Origin of the sequence: Bradyrhizobium sp. 197, assembly GCF_023073375.1 — a bacterium.
Lineage (GTDB): Bacteria > Pseudomonadota > Alphaproteobacteria > Rhizobiales > Xanthobacteraceae > Bradyrhizobium.
This window is the reverse complement of sequence record NZ_JADPJJ010000092.1, coordinates 350428-376253: the sequence shown is the minus strand read 5'-3', so window position 1 is coordinate 376253 and position 25826 is coordinate 350428. Positions and strand designations below refer to the sequence as shown.

General features: G+C 64.6%; 26 protein-coding genes and 1 other RNA gene. 9 read left to right on the top strand and 18 right to left on the bottom strand.

Features of this window, described 5'->3' with window-relative positions; genetic code table 11:
* Positions 1–30 precede the first annotated feature (30 nt).
* The 7 genes from IVB27_RS22290 to IVB27_RS22260 all read right to left on the bottom strand — a co-directional run bounded on the left by IVB27_RS22290 (position 31) and on the right by IVB27_RS22260 (position 7017).
* The gene (locus tag IVB27_RS22290; protein ID WP_247445354.1) at positions 31–1158 is read right to left on the bottom strand and encodes a muconate cycloisomerase family protein; all 1128 of its coding nucleotides are present in this window, start codon (positions 1156–1158) and stop codon (positions 31–33) included.
* A complete protein-coding gene (locus tag IVB27_RS22285; protein ID WP_247445353.1) occupies positions 1155–1910 on the bottom strand; it encodes an SDR family NAD(P)-dependent oxidoreductase in 756 nt (251 codons plus the stop codon). The genes IVB27_RS22290 and IVB27_RS22285 overlap by 4 nt, the downstream gene beginning before the upstream one ends.
* Entirely contained in the window at positions 1910–2704 is a 795-nt protein-coding gene (locus tag IVB27_RS22280) for an amino acid ABC transporter ATP-binding protein (RefSeq protein ID WP_247445352.1), read from the bottom strand. The genes IVB27_RS22285 and IVB27_RS22280 overlap by 1 nt, the downstream gene beginning before the upstream one ends.
* The gene (locus IVB27_RS22275; protein WP_247445351.1) at positions 2701–3363 is read right to left on the bottom strand and encodes an amino acid ABC transporter permease; all 663 of its coding nucleotides are present in this window, start codon (positions 3361–3363) and stop codon (positions 2701–2703) included. Before IVB27_RS22275 ends, IVB27_RS22280 begins: the two co-directional genes overlap by 4 nt.
* 192 nt (positions 3364–3555) lie before the next feature.
* On the bottom strand, positions 3556–4404 hold the full coding sequence (locus tag IVB27_RS22270) for a transporter substrate-binding domain-containing protein (protein ID WP_247351457.1): 849 nt from the start codon (positions 4402–4404) through the stop codon (positions 3556–3558).
* 433 nt (positions 4405–4837) lie between these two features.
* Complete coding sequence (locus tag IVB27_RS22265) at positions 4838–6319, bottom strand: catalase (RefSeq protein ID WP_247445350.1); 1482 nt, start codon at positions 6317–6319, stop codon at positions 4838–4840.
* Positions 6320–6375: 56 nt separating this feature from the next.
* Entirely contained in the window at positions 6376–7017 is a 642-nt protein-coding gene (locus IVB27_RS22260) for an HD domain-containing protein (protein ID WP_247351451.1), read from the bottom strand.
* Between the two features lie 103 nt (positions 7018–7120).
* Between IVB27_RS22260 and IVB27_RS22255 the strand changes: the two genes are divergently transcribed.
* From IVB27_RS22255 to IVB27_RS22230, 6 genes are all read left to right on the top strand, one after another.
* The gene (locus IVB27_RS22255; RefSeq protein ID WP_247445349.1) at positions 7121–8122 is read left to right on the top strand and encodes a GlxA family transcriptional regulator; all 1002 of its coding nucleotides are present in this window, start codon (positions 7121–7123) and stop codon (positions 8120–8122) included.
* A gap of 105 nt (positions 8123–8227) precedes the next feature.
* Positions 8228–8324: signal recognition particle sRNA small type (gene ffs / locus IVB27_RS22250), an RNA gene on the top strand.
* A gap of 92 nt (positions 8325–8416) precedes the next feature.
* Entirely contained in the window at positions 8417–10264 is a 1848-nt protein-coding gene (locus tag IVB27_RS22245; RefSeq protein WP_247445348.1) for a DNA polymerase III subunit gamma/tau, read from the top strand.
* Between the two features lie 26 nt (positions 10265–10290).
* Positions 10291–10611, top strand: coding sequence for a YbaB/EbfC family nucleoid-associated protein (locus IVB27_RS22240; RefSeq protein WP_247445347.1), 321 nt, complete (start codon positions 10291–10293; stop codon positions 10609–10611).
* A gap of 1 nt (position 10612) precedes the next feature.
* Positions 10613–11215: a recombination mediator RecR gene (gene recR, locus IVB27_RS22235; protein ID WP_247445346.1), complete on the top strand. Its 603-nt coding sequence runs from the start codon at positions 10613–10615 to the stop codon at positions 11213–11215.
* 26 nt (positions 11216–11241) lie between these two features.
* Entirely contained in the window at positions 11242–11679 is a 438-nt protein-coding gene (locus IVB27_RS22230) for a hypothetical protein (RefSeq protein ID WP_247445345.1), read from the top strand.
* Positions 11680–11789: 110 nt separating this feature from the next.
* Here IVB27_RS22230 and IVB27_RS22225 read toward each other — a convergent pair whose 3' ends face one another.
* From IVB27_RS22225 to IVB27_RS22215, 3 genes are all read right to left on the bottom strand, one after another.
* Positions 11790–13151 (bottom strand): AmpG family muropeptide MFS transporter, encoded by a 1362-nt coding sequence (locus IVB27_RS22225; RefSeq protein ID WP_247445344.1) that lies wholly within the window; start codon positions 13149–13151, stop codon positions 11790–11792.
* A gap of 86 nt (positions 13152–13237) precedes the next feature.
* The gene (locus tag IVB27_RS22220) at positions 13238–13540 is read right to left on the bottom strand and encodes a GIY-YIG nuclease family protein (RefSeq protein ID WP_247351443.1); all 303 of its coding nucleotides are present in this window, start codon (positions 13538–13540) and stop codon (positions 13238–13240) included.
* Positions 13541–13618: 78 nt separating this feature from the next.
* Positions 13619–14818 carry a DNA recombination protein RmuC gene (locus IVB27_RS22215; protein ID WP_247445343.1) on the bottom strand — a complete coding sequence of 400 codons (1200 nt, stop codon included), beginning with the start codon at positions 14816–14818 and terminating at the stop codon, positions 13619–13621.
* 171 nt (positions 14819–14989) lie between these two features.
* Here IVB27_RS22215 and def point away from each other — a divergent pair, with 171 nt between their 5' ends.
* The 3 genes from def to truA all read left to right on the top strand — a co-directional run bounded on the left by def (position 14990) and on the right by truA (position 17437).
* The gene (gene def / locus IVB27_RS22210; RefSeq protein ID WP_247445342.1) at positions 14990–15514 is read left to right on the top strand and encodes a peptide deformylase; all 525 of its coding nucleotides are present in this window, start codon (positions 14990–14992) and stop codon (positions 15512–15514) included.
* A gap of 129 nt (positions 15515–15643) precedes the next feature.
* On the top strand, positions 15644–16579 hold the full coding sequence (gene fmt / locus IVB27_RS22205; protein WP_247445341.1) for a methionyl-tRNA formyltransferase: 936 nt from the start codon (positions 15644–15646) through the stop codon (positions 16577–16579).
* Between the two features lie 120 nt (positions 16580–16699).
* The gene (truA, locus tag IVB27_RS22200) at positions 16700–17437 is read left to right on the top strand and encodes a tRNA pseudouridine(38-40) synthase TruA (RefSeq protein WP_247445471.1); all 738 of its coding nucleotides are present in this window, start codon (positions 16700–16702) and stop codon (positions 17435–17437) included.
* Positions 17438–17497: 60 nt separating this feature from the next.
* Here the strand turns inward: truA and dapE are convergent, their stop codons facing one another.
* The 8 genes from dapE to yidC form a co-directional block, all read right to left on the bottom strand.
* A complete protein-coding gene (gene dapE / locus IVB27_RS22195; protein ID WP_247445340.1) occupies positions 17498–18664 on the bottom strand; it encodes a succinyl-diaminopimelate desuccinylase in 1167 nt (388 codons plus the stop codon).
* Positions 18665–18940: 276 nt separating this feature from the next.
* Positions 18941–19786, bottom strand: a complete 846-nt coding sequence (gene dapD / locus IVB27_RS22190; RefSeq protein WP_247445339.1) for a 2,3,4,5-tetrahydropyridine-2,6-dicarboxylate N-succinyltransferase — start codon at positions 19784–19786, stop codon at positions 18941–18943.
* A 194-nt stretch (positions 19787–19980) separates the two neighbouring features.
* On the bottom strand, positions 19981–20676 hold the full coding sequence (locus tag IVB27_RS22185) for a pyrimidine 5'-nucleotidase (RefSeq protein ID WP_247445338.1): 696 nt from the start codon (positions 20674–20676) through the stop codon (positions 19981–19983).
* A 14-nt stretch (positions 20677–20690) separates the two neighbouring features.
* Positions 20691–21677, bottom strand: coding sequence for a DUF1036 domain-containing protein (locus IVB27_RS22180; RefSeq protein ID WP_247445470.1), 987 nt, complete (start codon positions 21675–21677; stop codon positions 20691–20693).
* Between the two features lie 155 nt (positions 21678–21832).
* Entirely contained in the window at positions 21833–22720 is an 888-nt protein-coding gene (gene argB / locus IVB27_RS22175; RefSeq protein WP_247445337.1) for an acetylglutamate kinase, read from the bottom strand.
* 90 nt (positions 22721–22810) lie between these two features.
* A complete protein-coding gene (locus IVB27_RS22170) occupies positions 22811–23176 on the bottom strand; it encodes a DUF423 domain-containing protein (protein ID WP_247445336.1) in 366 nt (121 codons plus the stop codon).
* The gene (gene yihA / locus IVB27_RS22165) at positions 23176–23829 is read right to left on the bottom strand and encodes a ribosome biogenesis GTP-binding protein YihA/YsxC (RefSeq protein WP_247351423.1); all 654 of its coding nucleotides are present in this window, start codon (positions 23827–23829) and stop codon (positions 23176–23178) included. The genes IVB27_RS22170 and yihA overlap by 1 nt, the downstream gene beginning before the upstream one ends.
* A 114-nt stretch (positions 23830–23943) precedes the next feature.
* Positions 23944–25815 (bottom strand): membrane protein insertase YidC, encoded by a 1872-nt coding sequence (yidC, locus tag IVB27_RS22160; RefSeq protein ID WP_247445469.1) that lies wholly within the window; start codon positions 25813–25815, stop codon positions 23944–23946.
* Positions 25816–25826: the final 11 nt, after the last annotated feature.

Genomic DNA, 25826 nt, shown 5'->3' with positions numbered 1-25826 from the left:
GGCCAAGACGCGCGCCCGGGAATGACGGAATTACGCCTCCGCCAGCACGCGCGCGTTGGCGCGGATCGAGGCTTCGCTGACGCGGATGCCGAGGCCGGGGCCATCGGGCACCACGACGTGGCCGCCGCGGTTGGCGACGCGCTCTTCGAGCACGTCCTCGGTCAGCACATGATGCGGCATGTAGAATTCGCAGCCGAGCGAGATGCCGGGTGTCGCCGCGATCAGCTGCGTGCCGGCGGCCAGCCCAATGCCGCCTTCCCACAACGTGCCGCCATAACCAGGCAGGCCGGCAATGTCGGCGATCGCCATGATCGCCTGGGCCTCGAACAGGCCGCCGGCCTTCATCAACTTGATCGAGACGGCGTCTGCCGCCTCGCGGCGCACCACCTCCATCATGTCGCGGCGATCGAAGCAGCTTTCGTCGGCGAGCACGGGTGTTTCCAGCGCCGCGGTGAGCTGCGCCATCACGTCGAGATATTTGCGTGGCACCGGCTGCTCGATAAAGGTCGGCGCGAACTGTTCGACATCGCGCAGGATCTTGACGGCGCCGAACGGCGCCAGCGCCTGGTTGTAGTCGACGCGCAGATCGACCTTGTCGCCGAACTCGTTGCGGATCGCCTCGAGATGATCGAGGTCCTCGCGATGCGGCTTCACGCCGGTCTTGACCTTGTAGATGACGTTGCCGTCCGGAACCATCGTTCGCATGCGTTCGAGATCGGCGGCGAAATCCGGGTCGGCGATGGAGAACGACAGCGGGACCGTGTCGCGCACGCGGCCGCCGAGCAAATCGGCAACCGAAAGTCCCGACGACTTGCCGACGATGTCGAGCAACGCCATCTCGATCGCGACCTTGGCCTCGGCATGTCCGACCAGCGCACGGTCGAGCTCAGCCATCAGCGCGCGGATGCGACGCACCGGCTTGCCCAGCACGATCGGCCGCAAATAGATGTCGAGCGCAGAAAACGCCGCTTCCGGCGTTCCCGTGAACACCTCCCACGGGGCAGCCTCGCCCCAGCCGATCACGCCGTCGCTCGAGGTGAGCTCGAGCAGCACGCGCTTCACCGTGCCCTTGACGTTGCCGACGCCCTGGAGGCGCGCCATCTTGATCGGGCTTTCGATCAGGAACAGCCTGATGCGTTCGACGGTCGCTTCGATCATGTCAGGCCTCCATTGACGTGCCAGACCTGGCCGGTGACGTAGGATGCTTTTGGTGACGCCAGGAAGGCGATGATCTCGGCGACTTCCTCCGGTCGTCCGCGACGCCCCATCGGGATCAGCGCCTCGGTTGCGGCGATCTGCTCGGGCGAAAGCCTGCTCTCGCTCGGTCTGTCCTTGAGGATGAGGCCCGGCGCGACCGCGTTGACGGTGATGCCGTCCTGGGCGAGCTCGACCGCAGTGAGGCGCACCAGGGCTTCGAGCGCGGCGCGGCTTGCGGCGGTCGCGGCGAACGGCGCGAATTCAGGCCGGATCGCATGCGCCACGAACGACGACACCGCGACGATCCGCGCATCGTGTCCCGCCCGCAACAGCGGGAGCGCGGCGTCGACCAGGCGCGTGAACGCCAGCGCCGATTCGTCCATCGCCTGGTGGAACTGATCCGCCGGCGTGCCGATCGCGCTGCCGCGGCGGGCATGGCCGCCGACCAGGATCAATCCATCGAGCCGCCCAAAGGCGACTTGGGCGGCGGCGATGGCGTCGGTGGCGGCTGTTTCTTCAGCGAGATCGCCGAGGCATTTTGCGACGATCGCGCCTTGCGCTTCGGCTTCCGCCGCCGTGGCGTCGAGGCCGGCTGCATTGGAGCGCGTGTGCAGCAGCAGCGCGTTGCCGGGGGCGGCGAGCAGTTTTGCGGTGGCGCGGCCGATGCCGCTGGCGGCACCGGTGACGAGATAGGCGCGATCGATATCTGGCATCACGTTGCTGCATTGGCCGGCGGAAGCGCGCCGGTGCGGTGGAAATGGCTGAGGAAGGCGCGCGTCGCCGCTTGCTGCGGATTGTCGATCACTTGTCGTGCCGGGCCTTCCTCGACCACGACGCCGTCGCGCATGAAGATCAGGCGGTCGGCGACTTCGCGGGCAAAGGCGATCTCGTGGGTCACGATCACCATGGTCATGCCTTCGGAGGCAAGGCGCTGGATGACGGCGAGCACCTCGCCGACCAACTCGGGGTCGAGCGCAGAGGTCGCCTCATCGAACAGCATCACGTCCGGCTCCATGGCGAGCGCGCGGGCGATCGCTACGCGCTGCTTCTGTCCGCCGGACAGCGTTGCCGGATATTGGTCCGCCTTCTCCGCAAGCCCCACCTTGGCAAGCTGGGCCCGCGCCAGCTTCTCGGCGTCAGCCTTGGCCATGCGGCGCACCGTGATCGGTCCCTCCATCACGTTCTGGAGCGTCGTCATGTGCGGAAACAGATTAAAGTGCTGGAACACCATGCCGGTGGTGGCGCGGAATCTTGCCAGCGTCGTCACGTCGGGGAGCTTCGTACCCTCGCCGAACGAAAAGCGCGTGTCGCCGACGCGAACGCTGCCGCCGTCGGGCGTCACCAGGAGATTGATGCAGCGGAGCAGCGTCGACTTGCCGGAGCCGGACGGTCCGATCAGCGCCACGACGCCGCCCTTGGCGACGTCCAGGCTGATGCTCTTCAAAACCTCGTTGCAGCCAAAGCTCTTGCGCAGGCCGCGGATCTCGATTTTCGACGTGTCGCTCATTCGCTGACCGCCAGTCGCTTCTCGCCGCGCCGGACCATAATGGTCAAGGGAATCAGGATTGCCGCATAGGCGACCGCGACGGCGGTGTAGGTTTCCAGCGGACGGTAGCTGTCATGGGCGGCGACCTGGCTCTGATAGACGAGGTCGGGCACCGCCAGCACCGAGACCAGCGAGGTGTTCTTGAACTGGATGATCGACTGGTTCATCAGCGCCGGGATCATGCGCTTGATTGCCTGCGGCAGCACGATGCGGCGCATGCTCTGTCCCGGCGTCATGCCGAGTGCCGCGCCGGCTTCGGACTGGCCACGGTCGATCGAGATGATGCCGCCGCGGATGATCTCCGAATAGAACGAACCGCCATAGAGCGAGAGCGCCAGCGCCGAAGCCGTGATCGGCGTCATCTCGACTCCGGCCAGGATCGGCAGCGCGTAATAGAACCAGATCAGCTGCACCAGGATCGGCGTGCAGCGGAACGCCTCGATGAAGGTCAGCGTGAGCAAACGCACCGCCTTGAAGCGCGAGAGGGTGCCGAAGGCGCCGAACAGACCGAATACGAGACCGAGCACGACGATGACCACGGTGAAGCCGACGGTGACGCCGAGCCCGTTGAGAAAGAGCCAGCGATAGCTCCAGAGGATGCTGAAGTCCCACTGATACATGCGTGCTTTCTTGCTTCACCTCTCCCGCTTGCGGGAGAGGTCGCATCGCATCGAAGATGCGATGCGGGTGAGGGCTCTGTCCTCACGGGGGTTCTTGGTTGTGGAGACGCCCTCACCCCGACCCTCTCCCGCAAGCGGGAGAGGGAGCGCACCGCGCCTTGCGGGCTGAGCTCGACCCGAACTCATCACACCTTACAGCGAAACGCCCGGCGGAATGTCCGCTTCGGTCACGCCCACCAGCTCCATGTTGGTGATGATCGCGTTGCGGATGAAGCCGAGGCCTTTGTTGAAGTCGATCCAGGTGTTGACGTAGTCGCGCCAGGTCTTGTCGCTCTCGCGGCGGAAGCCGGCATTGGACGTCGTGGCGAAGATCGGCGTCGGCAGCACGAACTGGCCGAGCGAGGGATTCTTCTTCAGGACGGTCAGCGACAGCATGGTGATCAGGCACTGCGCGTCGACGCGGCCGGTCTGGAGCGCGGCGGTGGCGTCGTCGGCGGACTTCAGGCGCGAGATCTGCGCCTTCGGCGTCAGGCGGCTGACGACCTGGTCGTGCGACGAGCCCTGGTCGACGGCGATCTTGACGTCGGGCGAGTTCAGCTCGGCCCAGCTCTTCGGCTTGAAATCCTTCTTGCAGAGGATGCCGAAGGCGTTGTTGAAGACCGGCACCGAGAAGTCGACCACCAGCGCGCGTTTCGGGGTCGGGTTGAGGCCGAAGAAGATGTCGATCTTGTTGGATTGGAGATCGAGCACCGAATTGCCCCAGGTGGTCTCGGTGATGTCGAGCTCGGCCTCCATGTCGTCGGCGAGCGCCTTAGCGATGTCGACGTAAAAACCCTTCCACTGGCCGCTGGCGAGGTCCTTCATGTAATAGGGCGCGCCGCCGCCGACCGCGCCGATCCGCATCTTCTTGGTGCGGCGAATGCGGGCGAAGGTCGATTCGTTGGGATCCGCTGCGGTCTGCGCCACGGCCGGGGAGGCCAGCGTGGCCGCAGCCATCGCGCCAAGTCCGACAATCGATGCGACATCACGACGTGTAACCATTTTGAGGAATCGCTTTTCTGGTTGGATGAAGGTGTGTGATTGATCTTGCGCGAAAATTCCCATCAATCGGCGTCAGCCGGCTGAAAAATGATATGGATCGGACTTTCGCGCACCCTTTGTTTTGGTTCCGGCAGGATTTCATAGAAAGGCGCTGCCGGGCGGGCCCTGTCAAGACTCGATTGCCTCAGGGATGAGCGGGCCTCGAAGATAGGCACGGAGCCTATCGGCGTGACGCATTCCGAGGCGAATGTCCGCATCTGCGCCTGGTGCGAGAGTGGCGCGGCGATGCCTGGCACGGCCCGGCGAGCGGCTCGGTTCAAGCTATTTTCGCGAAAAAATTGAGAGGCTTCGGTGGCTCGCTTTAAAAATGCGAACGGCACCTGTCGGTGCCGTTCGCCGAAGACGACGAGAGGTCGGTCAGGATCGGCCGATCCTATTCTGCGGCCTTTTCTGCAGCCTTGGCGCGAACAGTCGCAAGACGCGTCAACGCGTCGCGGACGCCCGCGCCGTAGGCGGGATCGGCCTTGGTGCAATTGGCGATGTGCCGTTCCTGGATCGGGATGGCCGCCGCTCCGACAGCGCGCGCCGTGTTGTCGAACAAGGCCTGCCGCTGCTCAGCGTTCATCTTGCGAAAGAGGTCGCCGGGCTGCCGATAATGATCGTCGTCGATGCGGTGATCCCAATGTGCCGCTGCACCGTCGATCTCGAGCGGCGGCTCGTTGAGATCGGACTGGTCCGTCCATTCGCCGCGGCTGTTCGGGAAGTAGGTCGGCGTGCCCCCGAGATTGCCGTCGGTCCGCATTGCGCCGTCGCGATGGTAGCTGTGATACGGACATTTCGGCGCGTTGACCGGGATCAGATGATGGTTGACGCCGAGACGATAGCGCGCCGCGTCGCCGTAGGAGAACAGCCTTGCCTGCAGCATCTTGTCGGGCGAGAAGCCGATGCCCGGAACGACATGAGCCGGCGAGAAGGATGCCTGCTCGACCTCGGCGAAGACATTTTCCGGATTGCGGTTCAGTTCGAAATAGCCGACCTCGACCAGTGGGAAGTCCGCCTTGGGCCAGACCTTGGTCAGGTCGAACGGGTTGAAGGCAAATGCCTTGGCCTGATCGTCGGTCATGATCTGCACGAACATCGTCCAGCGCGGGAAATCGCCGCGTTCGATGCTCTCGAACAGGTCGCGCTGGTGAGTCTCGCGGTCCTTGCCGATGAGTGCTTCAGCCTCGGCATCAGTCAGGTTTTCGACGCCCTGCTGCGTCCGGAAGTGAAATTTCACCCAGGTCCGCTCATTGGCGGCATTGATGAAGCTGTAGGTGTGGCTGCCGAAGCCATGCATATGCCGGAAGCTTCTGGGAAGGCCGCGCTCGCTCATCACGATGGTGACCTGATGCAGGGCTTCCGGTAACAGCGTCCAGAAGTCCCAATTGTTGTCGGCGCTGCGCATTCCGGTCCGGGGATCGCGCTTGATCGCATGATTGAGGTCGGGAAAGCGCAGCGGATCGCGGAAGAAGAACACGGGCGTGTTGTTGCCCACCATGTCCCAATTGCCTTCCTCGGTGTAGAACTTGAGCGCAAAGCCGCGGATGTCGCGTTCGGCGTCGGCCGCGCCGCGCTCGCCGGCGACCGTCGAGAAGCGCGCGAACATCGGCGTCACCTTGCCGATCTCCGAGAAGATCCTCGCCTTGGTATAGCCTGAGATGTCATGGGTGACCGTGAAGGTCCCGAAGGCGCCGGATCCCTTGGCATGCATGCGTCGCTCGGGAATCACCTCGCGATCGAAATGGGCGAGCTTCTCGATCAGCCAGACATCCTGCAACAATGCGGGGCCACGGCGGCCGGCGGTCATGATGTTGAGATTGTCGCTGACGGGAGCTCCCGTCGCGTGCGTGAGGTGGGGGCGTTTATTGCTCATGTCGTACTTCCTGATCGGTGATTGAGGCGCGGATTTGCAACGGGCACGAAGTGCGTTCAGCCGTGCCAATGGGAGTTGCGGATGACGCTGCAGAAATTGCCGCGATGGAAATGCGGCTCCTTGTCGGCGATGACATCGGCCTTGACGTTGCCGAACGTCGTATCCGGCCGGTGCTTGATGCCGTCGTAGAAGGCCTGGATGATGTCTTCCTTGAAGTGCGGTGTGCGCGGAAACGCCTTCACGACCGCCGTGCGCTCTTCGTCGGAATATTCGCCGTAGGTCAGTCCGAGAACGTCCATCTCGACGCCTGCGGTCACCAGCGCGACGACAGGGTGCATGTGCTGAGGGACGCCCGGCGTCGTGTGCAGGGCGATCGCGGTCCAGACGGTGTAGGCATCGGCTTCCGAAATGCCGTGGCTACGCAGGAACGCGCGCGCGGCGTGCGCGCCGTCGACCTCGAACCGCTCGTGCTTGCTGCCATGGTGCGGCATCAGGCCGATGTCGTGAAACATGGCGCCGGCGTAAAGCAGTTCGCGGTCGAATGTCAGTCCGCGGCGGACGCCAGCTATCGCGCCGAATTGGTAGACGCGGCTGGAATGGTTGAAGAGCAGGTCGGTTTCGGTGTCGCGGATGTATTCGGTGATGGCACGCGCCAGCCTGCTGTCGGGAATGACGGTGGCCTCGATGATGTCTGACATGGTCAGCTCCTGAAATTTCGGTCGCGTGCATCGTAAATCCCGGCTAGTCTGTCTGGAATCGACGTAATACGTCTAAAACGGACAAATCCGGACCGAGGCGGCCATGGGCGCGAAACCGAAGCCAAGAACGATCGTAATCGTGGCGCTGCCGGGAGTGCAGCTGCTCGACGTTGCCGGACCACTCGACGTGTTTGCCGAAGCGAACGTGCAGGCCGGCTATCCGGCCTATGCCTTGTTCGTGGGCGGCGCGGAGCCGGGGCCGATCCGCAGCTCCTCAGGCATCCGGCTGATGCCTGACCGGATCGTCGACCGTGACTTCCAGGACCCCATCGACACCCTGCTGGTGGCGGGATGCCCGAACGCCGCCGAAGTCCCTGCGGATGGACGCGTAGTCGACTGGCTTCGGCGACGGGCTTCGAGGACCCGTAGATTCGGCTCGGTGTGCAGCGGGGCGTTCTTTCTTGCCGCCGCCGGTCTTCTGGATGGCAGGCGGGTCACGACGCATTGGGCGGTCGCAGACATGCTGGCCAGCAGATTCCCATCGGTCACGGTGGACAAGGATGCCATCTACGTCATCGACGGAAAGCTCCGCACAGCCGCCGGCGTGACTGCGGGGCTCGATCTGGCGCTGGCACTGGTCGAGGAAGATCTCGGACGCGATACGGCCATGAAGGTCGCAAGCCAGCTCGTGATGTTCTTCAAGCGCCCGGGTGGGCAGATGCAGTTCACCCGCAAGGGCGAGGCTGTCCCCGCCGGCCGCGCCGCGCTGCAGGAGCTGCAGCGCTGGGTCGCCGCCAATCCCGGGCTGGATCACAGCGTCGCCAGCCTGGCGACGCGCATGGAGCTCAGCCCGAGGCATTTTGCGCGGCTGTTCCGCGCCGAGGTGGGGGTCACGCCTGCGACCTGGGTCGAAGAGGCCCGCGTCAACGCGGCGCGGCGGCTGCTCGAGTTTGGCAATGAAGCCCCGAAGCAGGTGGCGCTGCATTGTGGATTTGCCGACGCCGATACGCTGCGCCGCGCATTCCATCGTCACGTCGGTGTGACGCCCGCGGAGTACCGTAAGCGATTTGCGCGAATCACGGAGGTTCCAGGCAGCGGACCCTGAGCCGTTGTCAGCGGCCCAAATGGTTCGACGGGCCGCCCCGCCGGGTGCGCGGGACCGACGCATACCCGCTTGCTTTCCGGCCCTTTTGGCCCCAAATAGGGACCGGGAGATTGGCGGTGGACGAGCCACTCGCCAACCGGGTCAGGTCCGGAAGGAAGCAGCCCTAACGAGGTCCGGATCGGGTCGCTCGTCAGTCTCCTACTTGTTTTTCGAGCGAATTGCGCCGGCGCAAAACCGCCAGCGCGCTCCTTTCCGCAAACGCCGGCTGAAAGACATTCCATTGCGGATCGACCGATGACCGACGCCGGCGCCCCTCCCAATTCCGATAGCGCCAGCCAGGCCGGCTTTGCCCTCGGCGCCCAGCCGGGAACGCCCTACCGGGTGCTCGCGCGGAAATACCGCCCTTCCTCGTTCGACGATCTGATCGGCCAGGAGGCCGTGGTCCGCACCGTCTCCAATGCGTTCGAGACCGGCCGCATTCCGCAGGCCTGGATTCTCACCGGCGTCCGCGGCGTCGGCAAGACCACCACCGCGCGCATCCTTGCCCGTGCGCTCAACTACGAGATGCCGGATAGCTCGGTGAAGGGCCCGACGGTCCACATGCCGACGCTCGGCGTGCATTGCCAGGCGATCATGGAAAGCCGGCACATGGACGTGCTGGAGATGGACGCGGCCTCGCATACCGGCGTCGACGACGTCCGCCAGATCAATGACAGCGTGCGCTACGCGCCGGCCAGCGCCCGCTACAAGGTCTACATCATCGACGAAGTCCACATGCTGTCGACGGCGGCGTTCAACGCCTTCCTGAAGACGCTGGAGGAACCGCCGGAGCACGCCAAATTCGTGTTCGCCACGACGGAGATCCGCAAGGTTCCGGTCACGGTGCTGTCGCGCTGCCAGCGTTTCGACCTGCGCCGGGTCGAGGCCGACGTGCTGATGAAGCATCTCGCCAACATCGCGGCCAAGGAAAACGTCGAGATCGAGCCGGAGGCGCTCGGAATCATCGCGCGCGCAGCGGAAGGCTCGGTGCGCGATTCGCTCTCGCTGCTCGATCAGGCGATCGCGCATGCAGCAGGCACCGTGAAGGCCGATGCTATCAGGCAGATGCTGGGGCTCGCCGACCGCACCCGCGTCATCGACCTTTTTGACTCTCTGGCGCGTGGCGACATCGCCAGCGCCTTCAGGGAGTTCCGCGACCAGTACGACGTCGGCGCCGATCCGATCGTCGTGCTCTCGGATCTCGCCGAGTTCGTCAATTTTGTCACCCGCGTGAAGATCGTGCCGGCGACCGCCGACAACGTCGCCTATGGCGAGACCGAGCGCGTGCGCGCGCGGGATTTCGCCTCGAAGATCTCGATGCGCGTGCTGTCGCGGATGTGGCAGATGCTGCTCAAGGGCATCACCGAGGTGCAGGCCGCGACGCGGCCCGCGGCAGCCGCCGAGATGGTGCTGGTGCGCATCGCCTATGTCGCCGACCTGCCGACGCCGGACGAGGCGCTCAAGATGCTGGAGCAGGGCGGAGGCGGTTCGCCGGTCGTGAGCGGTGGCGGTGCCGCGCGTAGCGCGCCGGCCGCGCCGGTTGCGTCCGCTGCGCCCGTTCGCATGCCGAATTCGTCTCCGTCCTCGTTTGGCGGCGGCGGCGGTGGCGCCCGTCCGCAGATGGCTGCGCCCGCCGCTGACCCGCAAGGCGCGACGCCCGCGCTACGCGTCACGAGCTTCACCCAGCTCGTCGCGCTCGCCGGCCAGAGGCGCGACCTCATGATCAAGGGCGCGCTCGAAGGCGACATGCGTCTCGTCCGTTTCGAGGAGGGCCGGCTGGAAGTCGCGCTCGAGCCCAACGCCTCCAAGACCATGATTTCCGACCTCGCGCGAAAATTCGAGCTGTGGACCGGGCGCCGCTGGACCGTGATCGTCTCCAACGAGCAAGGCCAGCCGACGTTGCGCTCGGTGAACCAGGCGGCCAAGCAGGAACATGCGCGCACCGCGGAGGCCGATCCGCGCGTGCGGGAGGTGCTGTCGCGTTTTCCGGGTGCGAAGGTCGTCGAAGTCCGCAGGCTTGCCCCCGAGGCGCCGGCATCCGATATTAATGCCGACTATGGCAGTGACGATCCGCCCGACGGTTCCGACGGCGACGATCTCTAGAGCCTAGCTTTCCAAGGACAGCACCGATGGTCGATATTTTCGGCATGATGAAGCAGGCGCAGCAGCTGCAATCCAAGATGCAGGAGATGCAGGACCAACTCGCCAACGTCGAGGTCGAGGGCATTTCCGGCGGCGGTCTCGTCGCCGTGCGCATGACCGCGAAGATGGACGTCAAGGGCGTCAGGATCGATCCCTCGCTGATGAAGGTCGAAGAGCGCGAGGTGCTCGAGGATCTGCTCGTCACCGCGTTCGGTGACGCCCGCCGCAAGGCGGAGGCCGCCATGCAGGAGAAGATGCAGGCGCTCACGGGCGGGCTCAGCCTGCCGCCGGGGATGCTCGGCCAATAGTATGGGCGCTGTTGCGGGTCCTGAAATCGAGCGGCTGGTCCAGCTTCTCGCGCGGCTGCCGGGCCTCGGTCCACGCTCGGCGCGGCGTGCGGCGCTGCATCTGATCAAGAAGCGCGAAGCGCTGATGATGCCGCTGTCCTCGGCCATGCAGGTCGCGCTCGACAAGGTCCAGGTCTGCAAGACCTGCGGCAACATCGACACGCAAAGTCCCTGCACGGTCTGCCTCGATCCGAAGCGCGATCCCTCGATCATCGTCGTCGTCGCCGACGTTGCCGATCTCTGGGCGCTGGAGCGGGCCAATGCCACTCAAGGGCGCTACCATGTGCTGGGCGCGACGTTGTCGCCGCTCGACGGTGTCGGCCCGCAGGACCTCACCATCGAGGCGCTGGTGGCGCGCGCGCATGACACGCAGGTGCATGAAGTCATTCTGGCGCTGAATGCCACCGTCGACGGCCAGACCACGGCGCATTACATCACCGACCTGCTTCAGGACGCCAACGTAAAAGTAACCCGGCTCGCGCATGGTGTGCCGGTCGGCGGCGAGCTTGATTATCTCGATGAAGGTACGCTATCGGCCGCGATGCGGCAGCGCACCTTGTTCTAGCCATCCAGACTTACGGAACGAACGACATGACGAAACTTTTCGCCACACGATGGGCTTTGATCGCAACGATGATGACGCTGGGGACACCGGCCATCTCCGCGCAGCAGGATGACGGGGCTCCGCCGCCGGCGAAGCCCGGCAAGCTGATCAATGCCGGCGAGGTGCTCTCGGGCGAGCTGAACACGATGAAAGTGCGCGACGTCAAGAACGTCGGCAAGCGGGTTGCGACCTACCAGATCACCACCGAACCGCGCCGGCTGCCGCCGCCGAGCGGGCTGTGCAATCTCGAGACCGGGCCCGAAACCTTCCAGCTCGTTCCCAGCGGCGACGCGCAGGCCGCGCAGCTGAAGACGTTCGCCGGCAAGGAGATCTCGGTCAAGGTCGACGAAATCGCCTGCGCCAGCGATCCCGGGCAGATGAGCGAAGCCGTGATCACGAAGTGGAGTCTGATCAAGAAGCAGTAGGAGCCTCCGCTGTCATTGCGAGGAGCTCTTGCGACGAAGCAATCCAGACTGTTTCCGCGGCGGCAGTCTGGATTGCTTCGCTTCGCTCGCAATGACGATTGCGGTCGAGATTAAACCCTTACCGGTCCCAGCGCGTCAAAGTGCCCGCGCTTCTGCAGCCAGACCAGCAGCACCAGGCTCGGGATCGCCACCAGCATGCAGATCACGAAGAACAGCGGCCAGCCGGTCGTATCCGCCACGAAGCCGGCGCCTGATGAGAGATAGGTCCGCCCCACCGCGGCAAGCGCGGTGAGCAGCGCATATTGCGTCGCCGTGTGCAGCGGGTTCTGGCAGAGTGCCGAAAGATAGGCGACGAAGATCACCGTGCCGATGGCGCTGGTGAAATTCTCAGCTGTGATGGCGAAGGCGAGCGCCCATTGGCTGGTGCCGACCAAGGCCAGCCAGGAGAAGGAGAGGTTCGCGAGCGCCTGCACCACGCCGCCGATCCAAAGGCTGGCCGCAAGCGAATAGCGCCGCGCGACGAAGCCGCCGGCAAAGCCGCCGATCAGCGTCGCCGCGAGGCCGACGCCCTTCACGATCGCCGCATAGTCGTTGCGGGAGAAGCCGAGGTCGATCACGAACGGCGCGGTCATCGTTCCGGAGAAGGCGTCGGTGAACTTGAACAGCACGACGAAGGCGAGCGCGGCGAGCGCGTCCTTCCGCGTCAGGAATTCCGAGAAGGCGCCGATCGCCGCGCGCAGCACGCGTGCGAACGCGGTCTCCGTTTGCGTCGCGGCTTCCGCCCGCACCGACTGCTCGGGCTCGGTCGCGACCAGTGCGGTGATCGTCCCGATCAGCACCATTCCCGCCATCACCACATAGCCCCACATCCAGGCCGATGTGCGGGTGATGCCGGTGCTCTCGAAACCCGAAACGATGAACAGCGCACCGGCGGTCGAGACCAGCATGCCGATGCGATAGGCCGCGACATAGGACGCCATGCCGGCGGCCTGCTCGCTCTCCGGCAGGCTCTCGACGCGGAAGGCGTCGACCACGATGTCCTGCGTCGACGAGGTCGTCGCCACCAGCAATGCGCCGAGCGCGACGAAGAACGGCGAGCGCGCGGGGTCGGTCAGCGCCAGCAGCAGGATCGCGACGATCAGCAGCGATTGCGAGAACAGCAGCCAGCCGCGCCGCCGCCCGAACGCGCGCGTGAACAGCGGCACGTGCAGCGCGTCCACCAGCGGCGCCCACAGGAATTTCAGCGTGTAGGGCGTGCCGACCAGCGCAAACAGCCCGATGGTTTTGAGATCGACGCCAGATTCCCGCATCCACACCAGCAGGGTCGAGCCCGACAGCGCCAGCGGCAGCCCGGACGAGAAGCCGAGGAACAGCACGATCAGCACCCGCGGTTGCAGGTAAACGGCAAGGCTGTCACGCCAGGAGGAGGGCGCATCGGCGGTGGCGGAAGAGGTCGCGTCGGGTGCGGTCATGGGAGGGTGTTAGCAGATTCTGGCGGCCACAAGCGAGGTGTCGTCGCCCGGCTTGACCGGGCGATCCAGTATTCCAGAGGCAGGGGTTATGGGGGACCTGCTATCTCCGGATAAAGATCATTCCAGTCCGGATTGTCTTTCTCGATCAGCGCGATCTTCCATGCTCGCTTCCATTTCTTGAGTCGCTTCTCGCGCCTGATCGCGTTCTCGGGATCATCGAACTGCTCGAAGTAGACGAGCCTGACGACGTCGTACTGCTCTGTGAAGCTCTCAATCAGCTTTGATTTGTGTTCCGCTACCCGGCGGATGAGATCATTGGTCACGCCGATATAGAGGGTGCCGCCGATCTTGCTAGCGAGTATGTAGACGTAGTAGCTGCGCGTTCCCATTTGGCGTCTCTGGAATACTGGGTCGCCCGGTCAAGCCGGACGACGACAGCCGAGATTGTGGCGGCAGTCTCGAACAGGTCACTCCCCCGCCTGGAGCTTCCTTGGGAACAGCTCCGGCGCGCCGGTCGCCACCAGATGCGGGCCTTCGGGCGTATCTGTCTTGCTGAAATCGAGCTCCTCGATTCGCCCCGCGCGCTTCTCGATCTTGTCGGCGGAGATCAGCACCTGCCGCACGTCCTCGTTCGCGTCGGCAAAGTGCTTCTGCAATTTCACCACGCGATCCCTGAGGCGGCCGAGGTCGTCGCCGAGCTTGATCACTTCGGTGCGGATCTGGTCGGCGGCATCGCGCATGCGCGCGTCCTTCATGATCTGCTGCATCACCTGGATCGCCAGCATCAGCAGCGAGGGCGATACCAGCACGACACGGGCGCGATAGGCCTTCTGGATCACGTCATCGAAGCCGTCATGGATCTCGGCGTAGACCGATTCCGACGGCACGAACATCAACGCCATTTCCTGGGTCTCGCCGGCGACGAGGTATTTCTCGGCGATGTCGCTGACATGCTTCATCACGTCGCTGCGCAGCCGCTGCGTGGCGCCGCGCCGTTCCTCGTCGGTGCGGGCATCGTGCAGCGCAGTCATAGCTTCCAGCGGGAATTTCGCGTCGATGCAGAGCGGACGCTGGTCGGGCAGGAACACGACGCAGTCGGGCCGCTTGCCGGTCGAGAGCGTGAACTGGAACTCGTAGGCCCCCTTCGGCAGGCCGTCCTGGACGATCGCCTCCATCCGCGCCTGACCAAAGGCGCCGCGCGACTGCTTGTTGGCGAGCACGTCGCGCAAGGTCGTCACCTGCGTGGTGAGGTCGGTGAGGTTCTTGTGGGCGCTATCGATGATGCCGAGCCGCTCGTGCAGGGCGCGCAGGCTATCCATGGTGTTGCGCGTGGTGTTTTCCATCGATTGGCCGACGCGGTGGGTCACCGAATCCAGCCGTTCATTGACCGCGCGCGCCATGTCGGCCTGGCGGCCGGCGAGCGTCTGGGTCATGGCGTCGACCCGGCCCGAAGCCTCGCTCTGGGCGTGCAGCACTTGGCTCAGGCGCTCCTCGAGCTCGTCGGCGCGGATGGCGTTGGCCATCGCAAGTTCCGCGCCGCGCCGTCCGGAGCGCGCGATCACGACGGCGATCGCCACCATCAGGATGAGGACGAGCGCGCCGAAGCCGATCAGCGCGTCCACGGTGCGCACCGGCCAGTCGCCGAGCATGAAAATGATCTCGTTCATAGCCCTGCTTCTAGCCGATTCGCTTCGCCGCACGAACGAATAGCGAACATTTATGGTAAATGCCCCGTTAATTTTTATGGTTAAGGAAACCTGAAGTTTTATGGTTAGCGGAGGGTTAACGGGGTTCCGGGCCGGATTGACCGCATCGGGCGCGCGGCTTAAATCGCGGCCATGGCCCTCAGAGAAATCATCATCCTGCCCGACAAGCAGCTGCGTCTGGTCTCCAAGCCGATCGAGAAGGTCACGCCGGAGATCCGTAAGCTTGCCGACGACATGTTCGAGACCATGTACGACGCGCCCGGCATCGGGCTTGCGGCGATCCAGATCGCGCAGCCGTTGCGGCTGATTACCATGGACCTTGCCAAGCCCGACCAGGACGGCGAGACCAAGCCCGAGCCGCGCGTCTTCATCAATCCGGAAATCATCGCCTCCTCTGAGGAGCTGTCGGTCTACGAGGAAGGCTGCCTGTCGATCCCCGAATATTACGAGGAGGTCGAACGTCCCGCGAAAGTGCGGGTGCGCTTCACCGATCTCGACGGCAAGGTGCACGAGGAGGATGCCGCAGGCATCTACGCCACCTGCATCCAGCACGAGATCGACCATCTCAACGGCGTGCTGTTCGTCGATTATCTGTCAAAACTCAAGCGCGACCGCGTGCTGAAGAAGTTCGAGAAAGCCGCCAAGCGCGCGGAGTGAGTAACACTCGGTCGTCATGGCCGGGCTTGACCCGGCCATCCACGCTTGCTTGCTTTGTCGCCAAGACCGTGGATGCCCGGGGACAAGCCCGGGCATGACGGAGAAACAAACCTTACCGAGCGCCGCCACATGCCCCTCCGCCTGATCTTCATGGGCACGCCCGATTTCTCCGTGCCGACGCTGCTCGAGCTCGTTGCGCATGGCCACGAGATCGCGGCCGTGTATACGCGCGCGCCGAAGCCCGGCGGCCGGCGCGGCCTGCAATTGCAGCCGACCCCGGTGGAAGAGGCCGCACGAAAACTCGGCGTTCCCGTGCTGACGCCGAAGACGTTGAAAACCGAGGGGGCGCTGGCAGAATTTCGTGCCTTCGACGCCGATGCGGCCGTCGTCGTCGCCTATGGCATGATCCTGCCGCAGGCGATCCTCGATGCGCCAAAGCTCGGCTGCTACAATCTGCATGCTTCGCTGTTGCCACGCTGGCGCGGTGCTGCTCCCATCAACCGCGCGATCATGGCCGGCGATGCCGAGAGCGGCGTGATGGTCATGAAGATGGATGTCGGCCTCGACACCGGCGACGTCGCCATGGCCGAGCGCCTTGCAATCACTGACACCATGACTGCGGTCGATCTGCACGACCGCCTGTCCCGGCTCGGCGCCGATCTGATGGTGCGCGCCATGGCCGCGCTCGCCCGCGGCGGGCTTCAGCTCAAGCAGCAGAGCGAGGACGGCGTCACCTATGCGGCCAAGATCGACAAGGCCGAAGCGCGGATCGACTGGACCAGGCCGGCGCGCGAGGTGCTGCGCCACATCCACGGCTTGTCGCCGTTCCCCGGCGCCTGGGCCGAGCTCACCGGGGTGAGCGAGAACGCGCGCGTGAAAATCCTGCGCTGTGAATTGGCGAAGGGTTCGGGTAGGCCGGGCGAGGTGCTCGACGATCACCTCACCATTGCCTGCGGCGATGGCGCAATCGGCCTTATCGAGCTCCAGCGCGAAGGCAAGGCGCGCATGCAGGCCGCGGACTTCCTGCGCGGCGTGCCGCTGAAGACCGGCGCCAAATTCACCTGACGCTGTCATACCCCGCGAAGGCGGGGTATCCAGTACGCCGAGGCTTCTCGGTCGAACGGATAGGCTGCGGAGTACTGGATCGTCCGGTCGAGCCGGACGATGACAGCGAAACTGGACAAGATGCCACGCTACAAGCTCACCATCGAATATGACGGCGCGCCGTTCTTCGGCTGGCAGGTGCAGGAGACGCTGCCGTCGGTGCAGGGTGCGCTGGAGGCTGCTGTCAAGGCGATGACCGGCGCGGATGCGCGCGTGCACGGCGCCGGACGCACCGATGCCGGCGTGCATGCGCGAGGCCAGGTCGCGCATGTCGATATCGACAAGGAGTTTCCGCAGGGCCGTTTTCGCGACGGCTTGAATGCGCATCTGCGCCCGCATCCGGTCGCGGTGCTCGAGGCGGAGATCGTGCCTGATACCTTCGAGGCGCGCTTCTCGGCCGTGAAGCGTCACTACCGCTACCGCATCGTCAACACCCGCGCCAATCTCGCGCTCGATGTCGGCCACGCCTGGCGCGTGCCGCGCCGGCTCGATGCCGATGCGATGCACGCGGCGGCGCAGCGCCTGCTCGGCAAGCACGATTTCACGACGTTTCGCGACACCGAGTGCCAGGCCAAATCGCCGGAGAAGACGCTCGACCAGCTTGACGTAGAGCGCGACGGCCGCGAACTGACGGTGATCACCTCGGCGCGCTCATTCCTGCACAGCCAGGTGCGCTCGATGGTGGGGTCGCTGATGTGGGTCGGCGAGGGACGCTGGACCGCGGACGATCTCTCCGCAGCACTCGCCGCGCGCAACCGCGCCGCCTGCGGCATCGTCGCCCCGCCGGACGGGCTGTATCTGATGAAGGTGGATTACTGAGAGGAGGGCGTTTGCTGTCTCCCCAGGCATGACGGCGGAGTGAGTAGCTGGCAGCAGAGCCTACCCAAAATACCTTGCCAAAATCCCGCGATACACCTGCGTGAGCTTCTCCAGATCAACCACCGGCACGCGTTCGTCGACCTGGTGCATGGTCTGGCCGACCAGGCCGAACTCGATCACCGGGCAGTAGCTGGAGATGAAGCGCGCATCCGAGGTGCCGCCCGAGGTCGACAGCTCCGGCTTGCGGCCCGTCACGTCCTCGATCGCGGACACCGCGAGTTCGGTGAACGGGCCGGGCTTGGTTACGAACACGTTCGAGTTCGAGGGATCCCAGACGATGCGGGCGCGAATGCGGTTGCCGCAGGCCTTTGTCAGCCGCGTCTCGACCAGCTCGCGCAGGCTCGCCTGGCTGTGGTTGTCGTTGTAGCGGATGTTGAATTTTGCGCGGGCCTGGCCGGGGATGACGTTGTTGGCGGTGTTGCCGACGTCGACCGAGGTGAATTCGAGGTTGGAGGCCTGGAACTGCGCGCTGCCATGGTCGAGCGGCTCGTCGGAGATCGCGACGATCAATCGCGAAATGTCCGGCACCGGATTCGCCGCTCGGTGCGGATAGGCGACATGGCCCTGCATGCCGTCGACGTAAAGCGTGCCGGATTGCGAGCCGCGGCGGCCGACCTTGATGGTGTCGCCGAGCGTCTCGACATTGGAGGGCTCGCCAAGCACGCAATGATCGAATTTCTCGCCGCGCTCGGCCGCCCACTTCAACAGTTTGATGGTGCCGTTGATGGAGACGTCTTCCTCGTCGCCGGTGATCAGGAACGAGATCGAGCCCTTTCCGTCTGCGCGCGGCTTATCGTCGTTCGCGGCGAGATGCTCCAGCACGGCTGCCACCGAGCAGGCGATGCCGCCCTTCATGTCGACCGCGCCGCGGCCGTGCAGAAAGCCGTCCTTCACCTCGCCGGAGAATGCGCCGACGCTCCATGCGCTCTCGTCGCCCGGCGGCACCACGTCGGTGTGGCCCGCGAAGGTGATGTGCGGCGCGTCAGTGCCGATCCGCGCATAGAGATTGTCGACGTCGGCCGTGCCGGGCTCGCTGAAGGTGACGCGGTGGCACATGAAGCCGGCTGCGGTGAGAGCTTTTTCGAGCACGCCCAGCGCACCGGCATCGGCCGGAGTTACCGAGGGGCAGCGGATGAGATCGCGGGCAATCGAGAGAGCATCGGTCATGCGCCCCGCTTAACATGCATGCCGCCGGGCGGGCTAGCGCTGCGCGGGACAAATTCGATCTCGCCCTGCTGGTCCCAGTCCTTTGCAAGAGCAGAGGCGGTCGTCGAAGCGCAAGAGATACCAGGTCCAGTCCGTGCCAAAGGCTCCGGGCGGGAGAGGTCGCCCGGATATTGGTGCCGATGGAGGGAAGGTGGGTTCGATGCAGCCAGCAGCCGGGCCGTCGCCCTTCGAGGGCCGCTGAAGGAGCGGCCGCCTCACGGTGACGGTGAGGGAGATTTAATCCCGCAGCAGCTCGTTGATGCTGGTCTTCGAGCGCGTGCGCTCGTCGACGCGCTTGACGATGACGGCGCAGGCGGTGCTCGGGCCGATCTGGCCGTTCTTCATGGGCTTGCCGGGCAGCGCGCCGGGAACGACGACCGAATATTCCGGCACCTCGCCGATAAAGATCTCGCCGGTCTCGCGGTCGACGATCTTGGTCGAGGCGCCCAGGAACACACCCATCGACAGCACCGCGCCCTTGCGCACGATCACGCCCTCGGCGACTTCGCTGCGTGCGCCGATGAAGCAATCGTCCTCGATGATGACGGGTTCGGCCTGCAGCGGCTCGAGCACACCGCCGATGCCGACGCCGCCGGAGATGTGCACGCGCTTGCCGATCTGCGCGCAGGAGCCGACGGTCGACCAGGTGTCGATCATGGTCGACTCATCGACATAGGCGCCGAGATTGACGAAGGACGGCATCAACACGACGTTGCGGGCGATGAAGGCCGAGCGGCGCACGATCGAGCCGGGAACGGCGCGGAAACCGGCGTCGCGAAAGCGGTTCTCGCCCCAGCCGTCGAACTTCGAGGGCACCTTGTCCCACCAGGTCGCCTTGCCGGGGCCGCCGGGAATGGCACCCATGTCGTTGAGGCGGAACGAGAGCAGCACGGCCTTCTTCAGCCATTGATTGACCTTCCACTTGCCGTCGGCCCCGCGCTCGGCAACGCGCGCCTCGCCCTTGTCCAGAATCTCCAGCGCCTGATCCACGGCCTCGCGGACCTCGCCCCTGGTCGAGGTCGAGACGTCGTCGCGCGCCTCGAAGGCGCCGTTGATGGTGGATTCGAGGGCTTGGAGGGACATCGGCATTTCCTCTAGGGAATGGGAATTTTGATGGATTGGGGCGCTTTTTCGGGATTTGGGGGACGGAGTCAAGCTTGGTTCGCTGTCATCACCGGCCTTGCGCGCTGGAGCGGGTGATCCAGTACGCCGCGGCGGTCGTGATGAATCGAAACGGCGGCGATGACCGGATACCCGCCTTCGCCGGGTATGACGGCTCACCTGGGATGAGACAACCTGCCTAAAAACCCCGCCAGATCATCCGTGACGTGGTCAACATGGGCGGCGTCCCGGCCTTCCAGCTCCCAGTCCTCGCGCACCACCTCCCTGGTGCCGTCAGGCACCACCAGCACCGTCGTCATGCCGAGCTCGTGCGGGACGGTGAGGTTGCGGGCGAGGTCTTCGAACATGGCCGACCGCATCGGGTCGACCGAATGGTCCAAGAGAAATTTCCGGTAGGTCTGCGGCGCCGGCTTCGGCTCGAATTCGGCCGCGATAATGTCGAACACGCCATCGAAATGTGCAGCAAAGCCCAGCCGCGCCAGCACCGCATCGACATGGTCGACCGAGCCGTTGGTCAGGATCAGCTTTCGTCCCGACAGTTTTGCGATGGCTTCGCCCAGCGCCGGGTTCGGCTCCAGCGGCGAGTGGTCGATCTTGTGGACGTAGGCGAGATAGTCTTCGGCGCGTACGCCGTGCAGGGTCATCATGCCGCGCATCGTGGTGCCGAAGCGCTGGTAATAATCCTTCTGGATCTTGCGCGCTTCCACCGGCGTCAGGTTCAGCCAGTTGCAAACGAACTCGGTGATCCGCGCATCGACCTGCTGCCACAGATTGACGTGGTGCGGATACAGCGTGTTGTCGAGGTCGAACACCCAGGTGTCGATATGGGCGAAGGCGCGGGGTGGGGTCATCACAGCTTTCTCAATCACGGCATCGCAAACCGCAGCGTCTTGCCGCCGCTTGACATGTCCACCGCGCCGAAACCCGTCGCCGCGAAACCGCGTGCGCCGCAATCGGTCTGCTCGTGGGTCTCGAACTTGGTTTCGCGCGTGCAAAGTTGCTTGTCGCCGCCCCAGTTCAGCGGCTTGTCCTTCAGCTTGACGACGCGGTTGTCGGCGTCGATGGCCTCGGCGAAGCTGAAGATCTGCCTGGGCTGGCCGGCCACGTCAGGGTGCAGGCAGGTCTTGGGATCGATGCGATACCAGCCGCGGCTCGTCACCGACTTGCCGTCGTCGGTGGCGACCGCCGCCATCACCTTGTGCGGGGTGTCGTTGCACCAGGTGAGGCCGGTCGGAGACGGCGTCTGCACCGCATCGACCATGGTCTTGAAGAGGTTCGGCGACGACACGATGTCCGACGACAATCCGCGACTCTTCAGAAAAGCGGCCAGCGCGCCTTGCGTCTTCGGCCCGTCGACGCCATCGATCGGCGCGGCATCGTAGCCTGCAATCACCAAAAGCCGCTGGATGGCGGCAAGGCGGGCCTGCTCGTCGTCATATTCGGAATCCTCCGCGAGATAGGCGACGAGATTACCGTCCGCGCCTTGCGTCGGCGTGATCTGCGTGAAGGCGGCCTGGGCCTGGCCGCTGCGGCACTGCCGCGCGGCCGCGATGACGAAATTGTCCTGCGCGACGCACAGCGTGTCGCTGCCGTTCTGGGGGATCGGGGATGCGCCGTAGACGCCGAGCGCGCGGGCGTTGAGCAGGATGCGGTCGGCGGACAGCGTGCCCTGCACCACCACGCGACAGGTTGCGGGATCGATCCTGAACCAGCCGCGCGTGGCGGTCGCCGCCTTGTCGTCGATGCCGATCGCGGCCTCGACGACGTAGGACATGCGGTTGCAGATCTTGAGGTCGGCGAAGGCCGGCGCGGAGGAGAAGACAAACGAGATGGCTGCGGCAGGGAGCGTCATCAGGAAGCGCGTGAGAGTGGAGCGGCGCGGTCGCTGAACTCTCCGCCCGTTGTTGCTGGGCTTGTCCCGGGCATCCATGTCCTTGGTGCGGGACGAAAGATCGTGGATGGCCGGGACAAGCTCGGCCATGACGGCGTCTCTCGGTTTCTCATCTCTCACTTGTGGATCAGAGTTCCTGTGCCCGTGTTGGTGAAGAGTTCGAGCAGCACCGCGTGCTGCATCTTGCCGTCGATGATGACGACGCCCTCGACACCCTGTTCGAGCGCGTAGATGCAGGTCTCGACCTTTGGGATCATGCCGCCGGAAATGGTGCCGTCGGCGATCAGCTTTCGCGCGTCCTTGACCGAGAGCTGCGGGATCAGCTTCTTCGACTTGTCGAGCACGCCGGGCACGTCGGTGAGCAGCAGCAGCCGCTTTGCCTTCAGCGCGCCGGCCACGGCGCCTGCAAAAGTGTCGGCGTTGACGTTCAGCGTCTGGCCCTCTTTCGAGGTTGCGAGCGGTGCCAGCACCGGGATCAGCTCGTAGCCGATCAGCTGGTTGAGCAGCGTGAGGTCGACTTTCTCGGGGTCGCCGACGAAGCCGAGATCGACCGCCTTCTCGATGTGCGAGTCCGGATCGATGATGGTGCGCGTCGTCTTCGACGCCTTCACCATGTTGGCGTCCTTGCCTGACAGGCCCACGGCCTTGCCGCCGGCTTCGTTGATGTAGCCGACGATCTGCTTGTTGACGGAGCCGGCCAGCACCATCTCGACGATCTCGATCGTCGCGGCATCAGTGATGCGCAGGCCGGCGGCGAATTCCGAGGCGATGCCGAGCCGCTTGAGCATGGTCGCGATCTGCGGGCCGCCGCCATGCACCACCACCGGATTGATCGCGGTCTGCTCGAGCAGCACGATGTCGCGGGCAAAATTCTTCGCGGCCTCCTCGTCGCCCATGGCATGGCCGCCATACTTGATGACGATGGTTTCCTCGTCATACTGCTGCATGTGCGGCAGCGCTTCGGACAGGATGCGGGCCTGGTCGAGCGGTGAGATTTCGGTCATGAGGCGGATCTCGCTGGCGGGATACTCGGGCCGCGTTCTATCTGATTGGCGGGCGAGGCGCAAAGTGGTCTTCGTGCCCCGACGCAGCCGCTACGGACCGCGCTTCACCACCACCGCCGCGAGCGTCACCACCAGCCAGCTCAAAATCATCACCGTTCCACCCGTCGGCGCCGCATATGGAAACAGCGAATGGCCGGCATATTGCCGCAAGGTGAGGTCGCCCGCGAACAACGCGGCGCCGAGTACGAAACCGAACGCAGCAATGAGGCCAATTCCGCCGTGCAGAAGGCGGTGCGCGAGCAGGGCTGTGGCCGCAAGTACGGCAGTTGCATGAAACAGCAGCATGGCGCTCGCCGAAGCAAGCCGGCTCGCATCGCCACCGTGGGCGGCGGCGGCGGCCAGCGCGACGCCGGCGGCGCCCATCAAACCGGCAAGCCCGATCAACAGGCGCGCCATCACTTGGTCCGCTCCTCCAGCAGCTTCGCCATCGCGGCGCGCAGCTCGGCCATGCCGGATCCGGAGCGGGACGAGGTCGTCAGCACATCCGGAAACGCGGCGGGATGTTTGGCGAGCGCAACGCCGGTCTCGGCAATCCGCTCAGTGAGCTCGGCGGCCTTCACCTGGTCTGCCTTGGTCAGCACGATCTGGTAACTGACCGCGGAGCGGTCGAGCGTCTTCAGGACTTCGTGGTCGACCTCCTTGAGGCCATGCCGCGCGTCGATCAACACGTAGACGCGCGCGAGCGAGGCACGGCCGAGCAGGAATTTGTGGATCAGCTCGGTCCAGGACGCGACCTGGCTCTTCGGCGCCTTGGCATAGCCATAGCCGGGCATGTCGACGAGGCGGAGCTCGGTCTTGCCGGGGACCTCGAAGAAGATCAGCTCCTGGGTGCGGCCCGGCGTATGCGAGGTGCGCGCGAGCGCGTTGCGGCCGGTCAGCGCGTTGATCAGGCTCGACTTGCCGACATTGGAGCGTCCGGCAAAGGCGATCTCCAGCCCCGCCATCGGCGGCAGCGTTTCAATCGAGGGCGAGGCCCAGATGAACTGCCAGTCGCGGGCAAACAGCTTTCGCCCGACCTCGATCAGCTTCGCATCTTTGTCGTCATTCATGCGAAAGCTTTCGGTTGTTACCGTGTCATTGCGAGCGAAGCGAAGCAATCCAGGGTGCCTCCGGGGAAACGGTCTGGATTGCTTCGGAGCTTCGCTCCTCGCAATGACGGAGAGCTACGTCGCCTTCTTCGCGAACGTCGCCTTGAGATTGTCGAACAGCTCTACCTTCACGCCGTTGCGGCGCATGATGAAGCTCTGCTGGAGCACTGAGAGCGTGTTGTTCCAGGCCCAGTAGATCACGAGACCCGCCGGGAAGCCCGCCAGCATGAAGGTGAAGATCAGCGGCATCCAGTTGAAGATCAGCTGCTGGGTCGGATCCGGCGGCGTCGGGTTCAGCTTCATCTGGAACCACATCGTGATGCCCATGATGATCGGCCAGATGCCGAGCGCGAGGTAGTGGCCGAACAGCGGCAGCGTGGTCGGATCGAACGGGATCAGGCCGAACAGCGTGAACAGATTGGTCGGATCCGGCGCGGACAGGTCCTTGATCCAGCCGAAGAACGGCGCGTGCCGCATCTCGATGGTGACGAACAGCACCTTGTAGAGCGAGAAGAACACCGGGATCTGGATCACCACGGGAAGACAGCCGGCGACCGGGTTGATCTTCTCCTTGCGGTAGATCTCCATCATCTCCTGCTGCTGCTTCACCTTGTCGTCGGGGTAGCGCTCCTTGAGCGCCTGAAGCTGCGGCTGGACCGACTTCATCTTCGCCATCGAGGCGTAGGACTTGTTCGCCAGCGGGAAGAACAAGAACTTCACGATCACGGTCACGAGCAGGATCGAGATGCCGAAATTGCCGAAGAAGCGGTAGAAGAAGTCGAGGCCGAGGAACATCGGCTTGGTGATGAAGTAGAACCAGCCCCAGTCGATCAAGAGATCGAAATGGTTGAGGCCGAGCTCCTTGTTGTAGCCGCCGAGGCCGGCGAACGGAAACACGCCGACGACGCCGGCTTCCTTGGCGCCGGCGAACAGCCGCGCGTTCGTCGTCGTCGTGCCGCCGATCGGGACGGTCTGCTCGCTTTGCAGATAGTCGGTCTGGTATCGGATCTGGGTGCCGGGTTCGGCGACAAAACGGGCCTTGAGCGTTGCCGACGTGTCGGGAAGGAGCGCAGACGCCCAATATTTGTCGGTAATACCGAGCCAGGCATTGGTGACGTTGTTGAATTCGAACCCGTGTCCGCCGTTGCCGATCGCGGGTGCTTCGCCGACAGCCTTATAGGCCTTCTCCTGCAAGCCCTGCTCGCCCAAATAACCGATCAGGCCTTCATGCAGGATGTAGTAGCCCGAGACGTGCGGCGTGCCGTGGCGCGAGATCAGCGCGAAGGGATAGAGCTTGACCGGCGCGTTGCCGACATTGGTCACCTCGTCCTTGATGCTGAAGAGGTAGTGGTCGTCGATCGTGACGGTGCGGCGGAAGGTGAGGCCTTCGCCATTATCGTATTTCAGCATGACCGGCGTGGACGGCGTCAGGCTGTTGGTGCCCTCCTGCTGCCAATCGGTGGTCCGGTCGGGCACCTTTATGCCGCCTGTCCCGGCCACCCAGCCAAATTCTGCGTAATAGGGCTCTGCAGTGCCCGACGGCGAATAGAGGATGATCGGCGGCGACTTCGGGTCGACCGTTTCGCGATACTGCACCAGCGCGAGATCGTCGATGCGCGCGCCCTTCAAGGCAATGCTGCCGGTCAAGCGGGGTGTATCGATCTTGACGCGGGGGGAGGCGGCAATCGCCGCCTCGCGGCTGACGATCGGCTGGCCCGGCTGATTGGCAGTCTGGGGAGCGGAGGGCGTGCCTGCGGTGCCGGGCTGCGGCGTGGCGCCCGGCGTCCCGGAAGCCGTCGGCTGCGGCGTGGTCTTCTGCAGCTCGGCCTGCGTCTGTTGCTGGGCGCGCTGCTTCTCCATCGCCGGCATGTTGTAGAAATATTGCCAGGCGATCAGCACGAGGCCCGACAGAATGACGGCGAGGATGGTATTGCGGTTGTCGGTCATCATTCTCGTCA

What these genes read in the sequence shown, in the direction of transcription:
- fmt (WP_247445341.1), top strand. Translation starts at nt 15,644, where the DNA reads ATGCCCCTCCGCCTGATCTTCATGGGCACGCCCGATTTCTCCGTGCCG.
- IVB27_RS22280 (WP_247445352.1), bottom strand. Translation starts at nt 2,704, where the DNA reads ATGAGCGACACGTCGAAAATCGAGATCCGCGGCCTGCGCAAGAGCTTT.
- IVB27_RS22270 (WP_247351457.1), bottom strand. Translation starts at nt 4,404, where the DNA reads ATGGTTACACGTCGTGATGTCGCATCGATTGTCGGACTTGGCGCGATG.
- IVB27_RS22225 (WP_247445344.1), bottom strand. Translation starts at nt 13,151, where the DNA reads ATGACCGCACCCGACGCGACCTCTTCCGCCACCGCCGATGCGCCCTCC.
- yidC (WP_247445469.1), bottom strand. Translation starts at nt 25,815, where the DNA reads ATGACCGACAACCGCAATACCATCCTCGCCGTCATTCTGTCGGGCCTC.
- IVB27_RS22255 (WP_247445349.1), top strand. Translation starts at nt 7,121, where the DNA reads ATGGGCGCGAAACCGAAGCCAAGAACGATCGTAATCGTGGCGCTGCCG.
- IVB27_RS22185 (WP_247445338.1), bottom strand. Translation starts at nt 20,676, where the DNA reads ATGACCCCACCCCGCGCCTTCGCCCATATCGACACCTGGGTGTTCGAC.
- recR (WP_247445346.1), top strand. Translation starts at nt 10,613, where the DNA reads ATGGGCGCTGTTGCGGGTCCTGAAATCGAGCGGCTGGTCCAGCTTCTC.
- truA (WP_247445471.1), top strand. Translation starts at nt 16,700, where the DNA reads ATGCCACGCTACAAGCTCACCATCGAATATGACGGCGCGCCGTTCTTC.
- yihA (WP_247351423.1), bottom strand. Translation starts at nt 23,829, where the DNA reads ATGAATGACGACAAAGATGCGAAGCTGATCGAGGTCGGGCGAAAGCTG.
- IVB27_RS22275 (WP_247445351.1), bottom strand. Translation starts at nt 3,363, where the DNA reads ATGTATCAGTGGGACTTCAGCATCCTCTGGAGCTATCGCTGGCTCTTT.
- dapE (WP_247445340.1), bottom strand. Translation starts at nt 18,664, where the DNA reads ATGACCGATGCTCTCTCGATTGCCCGCGATCTCATCCGCTGCCCCTCG.
- argB (WP_247445337.1), bottom strand. Translation starts at nt 22,720, where the DNA reads ATGACCGAAATCTCACCGCTCGACCAGGCCCGCATCCTGTCCGAAGCG.
- IVB27_RS22240 (WP_247445347.1), top strand. Translation starts at nt 10,291, where the DNA reads ATGGTCGATATTTTCGGCATGATGAAGCAGGCGCAGCAGCTGCAATCC.
- IVB27_RS22180 (WP_247445470.1), bottom strand. Translation starts at nt 21,677, where the DNA reads ATGACGCTCCCTGCCGCAGCCATCTCGTTTGTCTTCTCCTCCGCGCCG.
- IVB27_RS22220 (WP_247351443.1), bottom strand. Translation starts at nt 13,540, where the DNA reads ATGGGAACGCGCAGCTACTACGTCTACATACTCGCTAGCAAGATCGGC.
- IVB27_RS22285 (WP_247445353.1), bottom strand. Translation starts at nt 1,910, where the DNA reads ATGCCAGATATCGATCGCGCCTATCTCGTCACCGGTGCCGCCAGCGGC.
- def (WP_247445342.1), top strand. Translation starts at nt 14,990, where the DNA reads ATGGCCCTCAGAGAAATCATCATCCTGCCCGACAAGCAGCTGCGTCTG.
- dapD (WP_247445339.1), bottom strand. Translation starts at nt 19,786, where the DNA reads ATGTCCCTCCAAGCCCTCGAATCCACCATCAACGGCGCCTTCGAGGCG.
- IVB27_RS22265 (WP_247445350.1), bottom strand. Translation starts at nt 6,319, where the DNA reads ATGAGCAATAAACGCCCCCACCTCACGCACGCGACGGGAGCTCCCGTC.
- IVB27_RS22245 (WP_247445348.1), top strand. Translation starts at nt 8,417, where the DNA reads ATGACCGACGCCGGCGCCCCTCCCAATTCCGATAGCGCCAGCCAGGCC.
- IVB27_RS22170 (WP_247445336.1), bottom strand. Translation starts at nt 23,176, where the DNA reads ATGGCGCGCCTGTTGATCGGGCTTGCCGGTTTGATGGGCGCCGCCGGC.
- IVB27_RS22230 (WP_247445345.1), top strand. Translation starts at nt 11,242, where the DNA reads ATGACGAAACTTTTCGCCACACGATGGGCTTTGATCGCAACGATGATG.
- IVB27_RS22260 (WP_247351451.1), bottom strand. Translation starts at nt 7,017, where the DNA reads ATGTCAGACATCATCGAGGCCACCGTCATTCCCGACAGCAGGCTGGCG.
- IVB27_RS22290 (WP_247445354.1), bottom strand. Translation starts at nt 1,158, where the DNA reads ATGATCGAAGCGACCGTCGAACGCATCAGGCTGTTCCTGATCGAAAGC.
- IVB27_RS22215 (WP_247445343.1), bottom strand. Translation starts at nt 14,818, where the DNA reads ATGAACGAGATCATTTTCATGCTCGGCGACTGGCCGGTGCGCACCGTG.